Origin of the sequence: Altererythrobacter sp., from assembly GCF_050299635.1 — a bacterium.
GTDB lineage: Bacteria > Pseudomonadota > Alphaproteobacteria > Sphingomonadales > Sphingomonadaceae > Erythrobacter.
This window is the reverse complement of record NZ_JBNKWF010000001.1, coordinates 145,755-159,584: the sequence shown is the minus strand read 5'-3', so window position 1 is coordinate 159,584 and position 13,830 is coordinate 145,755. Positions and strand designations below refer to the sequence as shown.

11 protein-coding genes are annotated in these 13,830 nt (G+C 63.1%); 8 read left to right on the top strand and 3 right to left on the bottom strand.

The window, feature by feature from the left end; translation table 11 throughout:
• Positions 1-2 precede the first annotated feature (2 nt).
• A complete protein-coding gene (locus tag ACQY6C_RS00780; RefSeq protein WP_427963625.1) occupies positions 3-1,961 on the bottom strand; it encodes a TIR domain-containing protein in 1,959 nt (652 codons plus the stop codon).
• A gap of 60 nt (positions 1,962-2,021) precedes the next feature.
• Positions 2,022-5,597, bottom strand: a complete 3,576-nt coding sequence (locus ACQY6C_RS00775; protein ID WP_427963623.1) for a hydantoinase B/oxoprolinase family protein — start codon at positions 5,595-5,597, stop codon at positions 2,022-2,024.
• Between the two features lie 163 nt (positions 5,598-5,760).
• Here ACQY6C_RS00775 and ACQY6C_RS00770 point away from each other — a divergent pair, with 163 nt between their 5' ends.
• Positions 5,761-6,549, top strand: coding sequence for a FadR/GntR family transcriptional regulator (locus tag ACQY6C_RS00770; RefSeq protein WP_427963621.1), 789 nt, complete (start codon positions 5,761-5,763; stop codon positions 6,547-6,549).
• Positions 6,550-6,573: 24 nt separating this feature from the next.
• On the opposite strand, the gene ACQY6C_RS00765 is transcribed toward ACQY6C_RS00770, so the two are convergent.
• The gene (locus tag ACQY6C_RS00765) at positions 6,574-6,810 is read right to left on the bottom strand and encodes a hypothetical protein (protein ID WP_427963619.1); all 237 of its coding nucleotides are present in this window, start codon (positions 6,808-6,810) and stop codon (positions 6,574-6,576) included.
• 291 nt (positions 6,811-7,101) lie between these two features.
• Here ACQY6C_RS00765 and ACQY6C_RS00760 point away from each other — a divergent pair, with 291 nt between their 5' ends.
• From ACQY6C_RS00760 to ACQY6C_RS00730, 7 genes are read left to right on the top strand one after another with little or no spacing between them, the layout of a single operon-like run.
• Complete coding sequence (locus ACQY6C_RS00760; protein ID WP_427963617.1) at positions 7,102-7,710, top strand: lytic transglycosylase domain-containing protein; 609 nt, start codon at positions 7,102-7,104, stop codon at positions 7,708-7,710.
• Between the two features lie 3 nt (positions 7,711-7,713).
• A complete protein-coding gene (locus tag ACQY6C_RS00755) occupies positions 7,714-8,013 on the top strand; it encodes a TrbC/VirB2 family protein (protein ID WP_427963615.1) in 300 nt (99 codons plus the stop codon).
• A 9-nt stretch (positions 8,014-8,022) separates the two neighbouring features.
• On the top strand, positions 8,023-8,307 hold the full coding sequence (locus ACQY6C_RS00750) for a type IV secretion system protein VirB3 (protein ID WP_427963613.1): 285 nt from the start codon (positions 8,023-8,025) through the stop codon (positions 8,305-8,307).
• A gap of 18 nt (positions 8,308-8,325) precedes the next feature.
• Entirely contained in the window at positions 8,326-10,749 is a 2,424-nt protein-coding gene (locus tag ACQY6C_RS00745) for a VirB4 family type IV secretion/conjugal transfer ATPase (RefSeq protein WP_427963611.1), read from the top strand.
• Positions 10,746-11,906: a type IV secretion system protein gene (locus tag ACQY6C_RS00740; RefSeq protein WP_427963609.1), complete on the top strand. Its 1,161-nt coding sequence runs from the start codon at positions 10,746-10,748 to the stop codon at positions 11,904-11,906. The genes ACQY6C_RS00745 and ACQY6C_RS00740 overlap by 4 nt, the downstream gene beginning before the upstream one ends.
• Entirely contained in the window at positions 11,903-12,718 is an 816-nt protein-coding gene (locus ACQY6C_RS00735; RefSeq protein ID WP_427963607.1) for a TrbG/VirB9 family P-type conjugative transfer protein, read from the top strand. Before ACQY6C_RS00740 ends, ACQY6C_RS00735 begins: the two co-directional genes overlap by 4 nt.
• Positions 12,718-13,824 (top strand): TrbI/VirB10 family protein, encoded by a 1,107-nt coding sequence (locus tag ACQY6C_RS00730; protein ID WP_427963606.1) that lies wholly within the window; start codon positions 12,718-12,720, stop codon positions 13,822-13,824. The genes ACQY6C_RS00735 and ACQY6C_RS00730 overlap by 1 nt, the downstream gene beginning before the upstream one ends.
• The last annotated feature ends 6 nt before the right edge of the window (positions 13,825-13,830 follow it).

The following is a 13,830-nucleotide window of genomic DNA, read 5'->3' as shown; positions in this document are numbered from 1 at the left end:
CCCTAACTTCTCGCCGCTTCGTGCGCGGCCCGCACTTCTTCCTTGAAGTTGTAGGGCGTCCATTCGACGCAATCCGGCCAGGCGCCGGTTTCGATCCAATAGGCTGAAAGGCCCAGCCGTACGCAAAGCGGGGCAAAGCGCTTCTGCTTCATTGCTTCGCTCCACGGGCCAAGGATCGTGCCGGGATAGTAGATGCTGGGACGATCGCCCTGTGGGTCGAAGACGTAGTCATAGGATGCACGCTCGGCCAGATCGAGCGCACGGTCCACCTGACCGAGCGCGGCAATCGACACGACGAGGTTGAGCGGCAGTGTACCGGTTTTCTCGAGAAGACCTTCATACCGGCTGATCCGCTTTTCGATCTGTTCCGGATCCTTGGTGCGAAGCGCTTCGAGGTAAGCTTCGGCTGCGCGCATGTCGCGGGCGATCCAGCCGTCGAACCGGTCGATTTCGCGCGCCGCTTCGTCATGCGCTTCCCAGAAACCGAGTGTGCCGGCGGTGTTGAGCTGGGAGATCAGGATTCCCGGATTGTCGGGCCATCGACGTATCAACTGGCGGGTCAGCGCAATCGCCCCGGCATAATCTCCGACATAGGCGTGCATTTGCGCGACATGGAGCCGTGCGGCGGGCATCAGGGGATTGAGTTCGCAGGCCTTTTGCGCCAGCCCCAAAGCATCGCGAAAGCGCCCGACGCTCCAGCAGAACTGGCTCATTTCGGTGAGTGAGGCCGGATCGTTGGGCGAAACTTCCAGCGCCTTGAGCAGCAGCTTCTCCCGCGCGCGATAGGCCCCCCAGGGCTCGAGGAAAGCGAGCGCGAGATAGGCACCGCCGCGTTTCGGATCGAGCTTCAATGCGGTTTCGGCGGATTTCAGGACAAGATTGCGGCGCTCGTCATAGTCGCCTTCGAAATGGCCCGAACGCAGGCTGGCGGCGCTCGCGCTGGCAAGCAGTTCCCATGCCGGTGCGAAATCGGGCGCGGCCGAAGTCACCTCCTCCAGCAAAGGGATCGCCCGTTCGGCGGAATCGTCATAGAGCGCGTCGCCTTCAGCAATCCTGCCGCGCGCACGCAGGAAGCTCTCATAGAGGCCGGGCGGAAGCTGTGCTCCGCCGGGCGCGCTCTCGATCGCGAGAGCCACTTTCAGCGCTTTTGCCACTCTCTCTGCGATCGATTCCTGCAAGGCAAAGACGTCATCCAAATCGCCGTCGAAACGGTCGCCCCAGATTGCGCGCCGGCTACCGCATTCGACCAGTTCTGCGCTGATTCTCACGCGCGCGCCGCCGCGCCTGACGGAACCGTCAAGCAAATGGGTTGCGCCCAGCGCGCTTGCGACCTTCGCAGTGTCTTTCTCTGCGCCGCGGAACTGGAAGCTGGAGGATCGCGCCACGACCCGCAGGCTGCTGCCGTCCGAAACGGTGCGCTGGATTTCTTCTGACATCCCGTCGCAGAAATAGGTCAGTTCTTCGTCGGAAGAGAGATTGTCGAAGGGAAGGATCGCCAGCAGCGGTTCGGTATTCGCGGCAGATTTGGCAAGGCCTGGCGTGGGGGCGGGCAATTCGAGGCTGTGGCCCTGGCTTCCCGACAGCTCAACAATGCTGGCAGTGATCTTCTGCCAGAATGGTGCGTCGGTGCTGCCGTTCCAGCCGGTCGCAGTCTCGCAATGGACGCGGTTGAAGGGCAGGGGCGGCAGCACTCCGTCCAAACTCAGCTGCACCAGCTTGTCGGCGGTAAAAGCAAGGTCGGCCTCTGCCGGGACCCAGCGCGATGCACGTGCATCCTCTGACCAAAGGACCAGCACCGCTTTGGCTGCATTGAGACGTTCTTCGATAACGGTGGAGAATGCGCGGTGTGCTGGCAAGTCGTCGTCGATCCACACGGAGAATCCCGCGCTCGCGAGCGAGTCCGCAATGCGCCGCGCCTGGCCGTAATCAGCCCTGGCATAGGATACGAAGACGTCGGTCAAATCAGCACTTCCCCCTGCTGCGCGACGTTGCTCGCCATGGATAAGCGTGTCGCCTGCGCATTACAACGACGGGTTTTCCTTGCCATATCCGCCTCCGCCCGGCGTCAGGATCACGAATGTATCGCCGACACTCACTTTTGCAGAGCCGGTTGCGCCCAATTGCTCGACCGATCCATCGGCGCGCTCGATCCAGTTCTTGCCCGGCAAGGCATCACCGCCGCCGGCGATCCCTCGTGGCGCAACGATCCTGCGATTGGCGAGGATATTGGCGCGCATGGGTTCGAGGAAGGTCACGCACCGTTCGACACCCTCGCCGCCATGATGCCTGCCGCGTCCACCTGACCCCTGGCGGATGGTGAAGCGGTCGACGCGCACCGGCAGCCTCGTTTCCAGCACTTCGGGGTCGGTCAACCGGCTGTTCGTCATATGGGTTTGGACCGCGCTCGTCCCGTCATGGTCCGGCCCTGCACCCGATCCTCCTGCGATTGTCTCATAATATTGATAGCGCGCATTGCCGAAGGTGAAATTGTTCATCGTCCCTTGCGAGGGAGCCAATTGCCCGGTCGCGGCGAACAGCGCATCGGTCACGACCTGGCTGGTCTCGACATTGCCTGCGACGACCGCAGCGGGCGGGGCAGGATTGAGCATCGATCCTTCGGGCACGATCAGCTCGACCGGGCGCAGGCAGCCATCGTTCATCGGAATCGGATCGTCGATCAGCGTGCGCAGCACATAAAGCGCGGCTGCGCGGGTGATCGAGCGCGGCGCATTGAAATTGTCACTGCGCTGGTCACTGGTGCCAGTGAAATCGAGCACGGCAGAGCGGGTTTCGCGGTCGATCCGTATCGCGACCGAAACCTGCGCGCCATTGTCCATCGGATAGGTGAAGCTGCCGTCCACCAGCCGACCCAGCAGGCGGCGAACGCTCTCCTCGGCATTGGCGAGGACATGGCCCATATAGGCTTCGAGGACATCGGCCCCATGTTCTGCCGCCGCAGCGCACAGCAGTTCGGCCCCGCGGGTGCAGGCGGCGAGCTGCGCGCGCAAGTCCGAAAGGTTGCGGTCAGGATTGCGCGCGGGCCACGGGCTATCGGCCAGCGTTTCGCGTAGGGCGTCGTCGCGGAAATGACCTTCATCGGCGAGCAGAAGGTTGTCGATGAGAACGCCCTCTTCCTCGATCCTGCGGCTTTCGGGCGGCATGGAGCCGGGCGCGATACCGCCGATATCGGCGTGGTGGCCGCGCGCAGCGACGAATGCGTCGGGCGTCTCGCTTTCGCTGCGATAAAAGACCGGCACGATCACCGTGATATCGGGCAAATGCGTGCCGCCGCGATAGGGATCGTTGAGGACATAGGCATCGCCGCGCTTCATCCCGCGCCCGTCTCTCGGCTGGCCACCAGGCCCGATCCCGCGAGCTTCGATCACACGTCGGATCGAATCCGCCATGCTGCCAAGGTGCACGGGGATATGCGGTGCATTGGCGATCAGATCTCCCTGTGCGTCGAATACCGCGCAGGAAAAATCGAGCCGTTCCTTGATATTGACCGAAGTGGCGGTGGACTGGAGGACGATCCCCATCTCCTCGGCAATGGCCATGAAGTAATTGTTGAAGATCTCGAGCCGGACAGGATCGACCTCTGTCCCTTGCGCTCGCCTGCTGGGGCGCGGCGTGGTTCGTGTCAGGACCAGCGTGCCGTCCTGCTCCAGCGCCGCCTGCCAGCCTTGTTCGACCACCGTTGTCGTGCCGGGATCGATCACCAGTGCAGGGCCGGGCACCGGCTTGCCTTGAACCATGCCGGCGCGTTCGACGGAGTGCCACGATCCGCTTGCGCTGGCTCCCGTCGCAATTGGCTGCACCTGTAGATGGGCCAGCCCTCCGGTCGAGCCATTGGCTTCGACGCTGAGCGCATCAAGAATGATCGTCGCACTTTCATCGCTATAGCCGAAATGCTGGCGGTGAAGGGTGCGGAAGGCCCGGTCCATCGCGGCAGGATCGCCGCAATCGAGAGTTAGTGTGCTGTCGCTCCCATCGAAGCGCAGCCGGGCTCGCGGAGCCAGCGCGATCGCGCTTTCGGGAACGTACTGATCGAGCAGCGCCTGCTTGGCCTGCGCTTCCAGTTCGGCTTGCAGCGGCGCGAAATCCTCGCTCAGCGGCGCAACTACGCTGCGCTCGCGGATCGCCTTCACCGGCGCCAGTCCGATGCCATAGGCGGAAAGCACGCTGGCAAGAGGATGCACCAGCACGGTGTCGATCCCCAATTGGTCGGCGATCTGCAATGCGTGCTGCCCGCCCGCCCCGCCGAAGCAGGCGAGGGCATAGCGCGTAACATCGCGTCCGCGTGCAACGCTGATCTTGCGGATCGCACCCGCCATATTGTCGACAGCGATGGCAAGAAAGCCCAGGGCGATTTCTTCCAGTGATGGCGCATCGGGCATGGCCGCCGCAATCTCTTCCAGTCGCGCCTGCGAGGCTGCGCGGTCGAGCGGGCCATGACCATCCGCTCCGAATACCTGTGGGAAGAAGGCCGGATCGATCCGCCCCAGGAAGAGGTTGCAGTCTGTCACGGTGAGCGGTCCGCCCTTGCCATAGCAGGCCGGGCCGGGATCTGCGCCCGCGCTCTCTGGTCCGACGCGGAAGCGCGCTCCATCGAAACTGCAGATCGAGCCGCCACCCGCCGCAACAGTGTGGATCTGCATCGCCGGGGCCGCGACGCGCACCCCCGCGATCACTTCCTCCGCCGCAAGTTCGTACTCGCCGGCATAGTGGCATACATCGGTGCTGGTCCCGCCCATGTCGAAGCCGATCAGGCGTTCGTAGCCGAGCGGTTTCGAGGTTGCGACCATGCCGACCACGCCACCGGCGGGGCCGGAGAGGATCGCGTCCTTCCCGCGAAAACTGCTGGCATCGGCTAGCCCGCCGTTCGACTGCATGAACTGGAGTCGTTCGTGCGTGTGCAGGTTCCCCCGCAATCCGTCGATATAGCGGCGCAAGACTGGCGAGAGATAGGCATCGACGACAGTTGTATCACCGCGCGGAACTAGTTTGATTAGCGGCGAAACCTCGTGGCTCACGCTGACCTGCGCGAAGCCTAACTCTCTGGCGATTTCAGTCAGCCTTGCTTCATGCTCCGTGAACTTCCAGCCATGCATCAACACGATTGCCAAGGCATCGAAACCCGCTCGTCTCAGCTCCTGGAACTGAGCGCGCGCCGCCTCTTCATCGAGCTGTTTCAGGACTTCCCCGTCCGCGCCTATGCGCTCGTCAATCTCGATCACCCGTTCGGGCAATTGTTCGGGCAGGACGATATGCCGTGCGAAGATTTCCGGGCGCGCCTGATTGCCGATCCGCAAGGCGTCTGCAAAGCCGCGCGTGATGGCGAGCGCCAGCCGTTCCCCCTTGCGCTCGAGCAGGGCGTTGGTCGCGACGGTGGTGCCGATGCGCAGCTCGGCAATCGGGCCCGTGCCATATTCGGCAAGGAGCCGACGAACTCCCTCGCTGGCGGCATCGTCATAGCGACCCGGATCTTCGGACAGCAGCTTGGTCGTAACCAGCCTGCCATCGGGCGTCGTGGCGACGACATCGGTGAATGTGCCGCCGCGATCCACCGCAAATCGCCAGGAAGATTGTTCGCTCATATGCTCATGCGTGCCGAATCAGCTTAAGCTCGTGTCGCACGCCGCAATGGACTATCCAAGTGTGCGAATGCGGGGAGGGCGGGCGCTGCCCCCATGACAAGCCACCTCCAGATCGTTAACTAGGTGATACAGGGATCACTGTTCGATCGAACGAAACGGCGAAATGGCGAAGAAGGACCTCAGCAGCGGTAACGGCATGATCGATCTTGGTCAGTCAGAGGAACTGCGCGTTCCCAAGACGGCGGAAATCGTGGCGGATCGTATCCGCAAACGCATCATAGCGGGCGAATTGGCCGAAGGGGACTCGCTGCCGCCAGAAGGCCAGCTGATGGAGCAATTCGGCATTTCACGGCCGACTTTGCGCGAGGCTTTCCGCATTCTCGAGACCGAACGGCTGATTGCCGTCAGCCGTGGATCGCGCACAGGCGCGCGCGTCAGCCCGCCGCAGGTGAGCAGCGTGTCGCGCTATGCCAGCTATGTTCTCCAGTCCAAGGGCGTGCGTGTTCCCGATATCTTCGAAGCGCGGTTGGCGATTGAGTTGTTCGTCGTGAGGCGACTGTCCCGCGATGCGAGCAAAGCCAGGATTGCCCGTTTGCGGGGCGAAACGAACCGGCTTGAAGCACTGAATGCGGCAGGCGAAACGCGCGCCTTCATCGTCGGCCTTACAGAGTTCCATCAGGTGCTGGTCGAAGTAGGCGGAAACGAGACGCTGCTTTTCGTGATGCAGATGCTGCAGAACCTGATGCAGGAAGTGCATTTGCGACTGCTCACTCGCCATCGCGAGGATAGTGCAGGTGACGCGCGCAAGGCCGTGAAGAGCCTCGACAGGCTGATCGATCTGATCGAAGCCGGCGATGCGGAGGAAGCCGCGCGGCATTGGCGCCTGCACCTGATCAACGCCAACAAGAAGGTACCCTACGAGGGAACTCTGCTCGACCTGCTGAATGGCTAGCGCGCAAACACGCCCACACGCGGTTCAATTGCCGAAGAGGGATTGCAGGAAGCTGCGGCGGCGCGGCTTGGACTGGCCGGTCAATTCGTAAAGGAAGTTGGCGAGAAGCGCGGCCTGATTGCGGTCCAGCATTACGGCGCGCTCATGCAGCTCGTTTTCATCGTCTTCGGATCGGTGCATGGTCTGTATGGTCAGGATGATCCGGCTTCCCAGATCGTTCGCTTTCCAGCCCACCAGGGCCCCGGCATCCACGTGTTCCATCGCTCCTGCTTCCCCCAGGTTTTTTGCTCGCTTCCCTGACGATAATATAGCGCCCCAGGGGGATGCATCGCAAACTGCGATGGGGGCTTGTCCCGCTGCGGGAAACTGGCGGTCGGCGGGCAAACTCATTGGCCGTCAACGAACGTTGGATTTTCAGCCTCTTGCAAGCATGCTGGCGGTTCACGCTGCGCACATGTCAAAAAAACTACAGTTATTCGTCATCACTTTGTCACGTGCGGGCTTTTTGGGGTAAACATGGCCGTTCGGAGATTCGCCATGATTCTTGCGCGCATGTGTCGGCCCGCCCTTGTGGCCGTGCTTACGCTATACGCAATGCAGGCTAGGGCCGATGTGCTCGAAATCAATGAGGGTGGAGCCCAGTGGGTTTCCGGCCCGCTTGCTGCCGTGCCCGCTGCAGGCGCTCTGACAATGGCGGAAGCGGTACCCGAAGGTTTGCTATTGCCCGGCGAGGCGGTGGCCGATCCGTCACTCCATGCGCGAGCCGTTCCGGCGGAATACGCCACCACGGTGGCGCAGCTCGCGGCGCGTTACGACCTCAGCCCTTCGCTGATCGAAGCGCTGGTGTGGCAGGAGAGCCGCTGGAATGCGAACGCCGTATCGCCCAAGGGTGCGCGCGGTCTTGCCCAGTTGATGCCCGGCACGGCGCGTCAGTTAGGGGTCGATTCAGACAATCCCTATACCAATCTCGAAGGCGGGGCGCGCTATCTGCGCGAGCAGCTCGACCGTTTTGGCGGTGACCTGGAGAAGGCGCTGGCCGCCTATAACGCCGGCCCCGGGCGGGTCGAGCGGGCGAAGGGTGTTCCGCAAATCCGTGAAACCCAGGAATATGTCGCGGCCATAATGGGCCGTCTTTCAAATCATTCTCGTGAGGAAAACTAGTTGATGCGTTCGATTCTTCGCCTGCCAGCCCTGGCCATGTTCGTCAGTTCCAGCGCCGCTTTTGCGCAACAGGCCGATCCGCAAGGCTCCGGCCCGATCGTCGCCGCGCTTGGCTGGCTGCAGGGCACGCTGCTGGGCAATGTCGCCACTGCGGTCGCGGTGATGGCGGTGGCTGCTGTCGGCTTCATGATGCTGACAGGCCGGATGAACTGGCGCTTCGGCGCGACGGTCATCATCGGCGTGTTCATCCTGTTCGGTGCCAGCACGATCGTCGCCGGCATCCAGAGCGCTGCAGGGGGCTGAGCGGGTCGCGTGGCCAATCTCGTCCGCCATCCGGTGCACCGCGCCTTGACCCGCCCGCAGATGTTTGCAGGTGTGACGATGAATTTCTTCATCATCAATCTGATGGTGACGACTATCGCGTTCCTGATCCTGAAGAGCTTCTGGATCATTCCGGTGCCGATCATCACACACGCGATCGGCTATTTCGTGAGCCTGCGTGAACCGCGCATCTTCGACCTGTGGATCACCAAGGTTTCGATGTGCCCGCGGGTGAAGAACTACAAGCGCTGGGGGTGCAACAGCTATGCGCCCTGATGCGGGAAACCTGACACTATGAGCAAATGGATCGGAACTGCTGCCTGGAGCGCGAAGGAAGCCCGCGCGGGCGACCGGCTGCCCTATCTGCGGCTGATTGACCAAAGCACCGTGCTGCTGCGCGATGGCAGCGTGATGACATCCGTCCAGGTGCCCGGCCTGCTGTTCGAGACGGAAGACAGCGAAGCGCTCAATGCCCATGCGGCAACGCGCGAAGTGATGCTGCGTTCGACGCTCGATTCACGCTTTGTGATGTATCACCATGTGATCCGCCGCCGGGTCGAGGTGGAGCTCGATGCGGAATTCGACGATCCGCTCAGCCGCCATATCGATGCTCGCTGGAAAGAGCGGCTTGCTGGCGGTTCGCTGTTCATCAACGACCAGTTCGTGACGCTGATCCGCCGCCCGGCGCGCGGCAAGGCTGGATTGGTCGAGCGGATGCAGCGCATGGTCAGCCGCAGGGGCGAGGATATCGAGCCCGATCCGCGCGATCTGCGCACGTTGAGGTCCGCGGTGACCGGGCTGGTGGCTTCGCTTTCGGCCTATGGCGCGCAGGTGCTGGGCGATTACGAATCCCCGCAAGGCGGCACCAATTCCGAAATGCTGGAGCTGATCAGCGCGCTCTATAATGGCGAGATGCGCCCTGTGCGCCGCCCTTCGGAAGATACCGACATCGGGCAGATGCTGCCCTACCGTCGTGCCAGCTTCGGTCTCGACGCGATGGAGCTGCGCGGTTCGGGCGAACCCGATTTCTCCGCCATCCTGGGTTTGAAAGACTATCCCGAAGCCACTTCTCCCGGCCTGCTCGACGGTCTGCTGCGTCTGCCGTTCGAGATGATCGTCAGCGAAAGCTATGCGCCTTCCGAAAGGACAACGGCGAAAGAACGGATCGATCTGGCGCTGCGGCGCTTGCGTTCGGTCGATGAAGAGGCAGCGGCAGAACGAGCCGACATGCTTGGCGCGCGCGATGCGCTCGGCAATGGTGCGGTCGGTTTCGGCGATCATCATTTGACGGTTCTGGTGCGCGAGAAGGACCTTGCGCGGCTCGATGAGGCGAGCGCTGCCTGTGCCGCCGCACTGGCGGATACCGGCGCGATTGCGGTGCGCGAGGATACCAATCTCGAACCCGCTTTCTGGGCGCAGTTCCCCGGCAATGAGAAATATGTCGTGCGACGGGCGCTGATCTCCTCCGCCAACATGGCGAGCTTCGGTTCGTTCCACGGTTTCGCGCTGGGGCAGGCGAGCGGCAACCATTGGGGCGATGCGGTAACGCTGCTGGAAACGACCAGCGCCACGCCATTCTTCTTCAATTTCCATCACGGCGATCTGGGCAATTTCTCCGTCATCGGGCCTTCGGGTTCGGGCAAGACGGTGGTGATGAACTTCCTCGCTGCGCAGGCGCAGAAGTTCAGCCCCCGCACCATCCTGTTCGACAAGGATCGCGGCGCGGAGCTGTTCGTTCGCGGCATAGGCGGTCGCTATGACCGGATTACCGCGGGTGAACCAACCGGCTTCAACCCGCTCGCGCTGCCTGACACGCCTGCCAACCGTGCCTTCCTGCGCGACTGGCTCGGCGTGCTGCTCAAGGCGAATGGACCGGAAGAACTTTCAACGATTTCCCAGGCGGTTGACGCTGCCTATTCGAACGATTCCTCGCTTCGCCGCTTGCGCCATTTCAAGGAATTGCTGGCTGGCGCGCGTCGGCCGCAGCCGGGCGATCTGGCCGATAGGCTTGCTGCCTGGATCGGTGAAGGCGAACACGGCTGGCTGTTCGACAATGAGCAGGACCGGCTCGATCTTGATGCCCGCGTGCTCGGCTTCGACATGACCGCGCTGCTTGAAAATCCTCGCCTGCGCACGCCGGTGATGATGTATCTGTTCCACCGGATTGACGAGCGGCTCGATGGCAAGCCGACCATGATCCTGATCGACGAGGGCTGGAAGGCACTCGATGATGAGGTTTTCGCCGCGCGTATCCGCGACTGGCTCAAGACCTTGCGGAAACGCAACGCGCTGGTCGGTTTTGCCACGCAATCGGCGCGCGACGCGCTTGAGAGCCGGATCTCGACCGCATTGGTCGAGCAGACTGCGACCATGGTCTTCATGCCCAACAGCCGCGCGCGGCCGGAGGACTATTGCGATGGCTTCGGCCTGACAGATCACGAATTGGCGCTGATCCGCAGCCTGCCTGCGCATAGCCGCTGCTTCCTGGTGCGCCAGCCCGATGCCAGCGTGGTTGTGCGGCTCGATCTTTCGGGTGCGCCCGAGGTTCTGACCGTGCTCTCGGGCCGCGAGAGCGCGGTGCGCCGGCTCGACCTGCTGCGCGAAGCGGTGGGCGACGATCCGGCGGAATGGTATCCTGCGCTTACCGGCCAGGCATGGCCAGGCGCTCCGTCCGGCGAGGGGGACGGTGAGTTCCCCGTCTGGCAGGCCGCCGAATGAGCGGCGTTTGCGACAGCGCGATGGCTCAGGTCGGCGGCGGCGTTGCTGCCGCGCTCGGTGCCGTCGATTGCGTCTCCGGGCAGGTTACGTCGCAGGCATTCGGGCGCCTGTTTGCGCCGGGTGGAGCACTAGAAACCGCCCTTGTAATCCTTCTTACCCTCTATGTGGCGTTCTTTGGCATCAGCCTGATGCTTGGGCGATCCAATCTCGGCGTTCGGGCGCTCGTTCCGCGAATGTTGACGGTGGGTTTGGTACTTGGCTTTGCAACCAGCTTCGTAGCCTATCGTAGTTTCGTCTGGCCGCTATTTATCGAGGGTCCCGATTACCTTGCAACTTTGCTGACGGGCAGCGACGGCTCGGCGACGCTCGCCTTCGCGGACAAGCTCGACGTGGTGTTCCTCGCAGTTCAGGAAGCGAGCAAGGGGCAAGAGGACATTTCGGCATTCTCTCCGCCGGGTATGATGTGGCTCGGTGCCCTTCTGCTGATGCTCGGTACGGTCGGGGTGCTGGTGACTGCCCGCATCGGACTGGCGCTGTTGGTGGCGCTGGGGCCGATCTTCGTCGTCATGGCATTGTTCAACGGCACGCGCGGCCTCTTCACAGGTTGGCTCAAGGGCGTGGCGATGCTGGCGCTGACGCCGCTTCTGGCGGTACTGGGCGGCAGTGTGATGCTCGAGCTTGCGGTGCCTGTGCTGGCCTCGCTCAGCGCGGTTCCCGGCCAGATTGACGCGCAGGCGGCGATGGCCTTTTTCCTGATCGGCGCGGTTCATTGCGCGCTGATGGTGATGGTCATCAAGGTCGCGGCGACGATGGTTTCGGGATGGCGCGTTTTCGGTCTGGTTCCGGACAGGGACCGTGCAGGGAGCGCTGACAGCGTGCCCCAACCTCGCACGGTGGAGATGCGCTCTCAGGCTCAGGCTCAAGCCGGAGCCGGGGCAAGCACGACCGCACGGCGCATCGATGTTTCCGCGGTGCAGACCGGCTCGCCCGCCAATGATTCAGGCGGCGGCGGAGGAACCATACGTGAAACCAAGGTCTATGCCACTTCGCATGGCGATGGGCGCATTCAGCCGCTCAACCCTGCGACATCGCGTACACGCGGGATTGGAAACCGTTTCCGTTCCGCCAACGCCCGTCTTTCGGAGAAAATGAAATGATCCGCGCCAAACGCCTCCATGCCATGGGCGCTGCGCTTGCTCTTGTCGCCGCCGCTACGCCGGCGCTGGCTGATGATCCGCGCCTTGTAGAGCGACTCTATGACCCCGCCGAAGTGGTTCGTATCGATGGCAAGGCCAGGGTCCAGGCGACCATCAAATTCGGCGAGGACGAAGCGATCGAAAATGTCGCGATCGGGGATTCGCAGAGCTGGCAGGTGACGCCCAACAAGCGCGCCAATCTGCTATTCGTCAAGCCGCTCTCACCCACCGCCAAGACCAATATGACGGTCGTGACCAGCAAGCGGACCTATCTGTTCGATCTGGTGGCAAGTCCGCGAAACAACCCGCTGTATGTCTTGCAGTTCAGCTATCCGGAAGAACCCGACGACGAGGCGCAGATGGCGGCCCGGGAAGAGGCCAATGCGCTTGAGATGGCTGCAGCGCGTGACCCATATGCGGTGACCGATCCGGCCATGCTCAATTTCGAATGGAATGGCGAGGGTGACAGCAAATTGCTGCCGATCCGCACCTATGACGATGGTGAAGCGACCTTCCTGACCTGGCCCGTCGGCACGTCTGTTCCGGCGATCCTGGTGACCGATCATGAGGGTACCGAAGGGCCGGTCAATTTCACTGTTCGTGGCGATACCGTGGTGGTTGACGGCGTTCCGCGCCAGATCATTCTGCGTTCGGGCAAGAATAGCGCCACGCTGACCAATACCGGTCCTGAACGACCTGTGCCCGGCGGCAGCGACCCTGCGCTGGCGCAGGTAACCAGCCAAAGTGACCTTAAGCCGAAAGAGGTGAAGTGATGCGCCTGGCCATGAGACTCCCGTCGAGAAACAACGAGGCAGCCGCCAGCAGCGGCGCCGATCCGCGCGAGCAGGAATCGGCCGAGATCATCGATCTTGCCAGCCGCACCGCTTACCCTGCGGTTGCGCAGCAGAACAACAAGTCCGATGCGCTCGGCCTCGCTGCTGGAGTGGCGATCGTCGCCGGCCTCGGTGCCGTGGCCTTTTGGGGTATGAACTCGGCTCGCGTCGCGCCGCCCGAAGGGGTCGGCAATCCAGCGGTCCAGCCGCCGGTTCAGGCGGCCGTCGTGCCTCAGCCCCAGCCCAAGCCCGCTCCTGCGGCGCCTCAGCCTGCGCCTGCCCCGCCGCCCGTCATGGCCAAGGCCCCGGCGCCTGCGCCGGTCCTCAATCCCTATGCCAGCCCGACCATGGTATTCGATGCCAGCGCAGGCCCGGCGACCCAAGTTGTGGGCGATGCGGCGCTCGCATCACCGGCAGGCACTGCAGGTGCCGAGGGGCCCGTCAGTTCCGCCAGCGCTTTCGCCAGCCGTATTGGCGGCGTGGGCGGCGCACCGGCCCAGGCCAGTGCCATGACCAACCCGGCCACAACGGTGACGCAGGGCACGTTGATCCCGGCGATCCTGGAAACCGCAATCGACACCGATGTGCCCGGCTATGTCCGCGCCGTGGTGAGCCAGGATGTGCGCAGCTTCGATGGCACCAATGTGCTGGTGCCGCGCAGTTCGCGCCTGATCGGGCAGTACCAGTCGGGCCTGCAGGGCGGGCAAAAGCGCGCCTATGTCATCTGGACGCGCCTGATCCGTCCCGATGGAGCTTCGGTCAATCTGGCGTCGCCTGCGATCGGGTTTGACGGGACGACCGGGCTTGAAGGCGAGGTCAACACCCACTTCTTCAAGCGCTTCGGTTCGGCCATGTTGCTTTCAGTCATCGGCGGGCTCACGACTATCGCCAGCGGTGGCGCGTCGGTAATCCTGGGCGGAGGACAGAGCGCCGCTTCTACTGCGCTGGAGCAGGACGGCAAGATCAGCCCGACTGTCCGCGTCAGGCAAGGCGAACCGATCCGCGTATTCACCGCGCGCGATCTCGATTTCAGCACGGTCAATTGAGCGCGG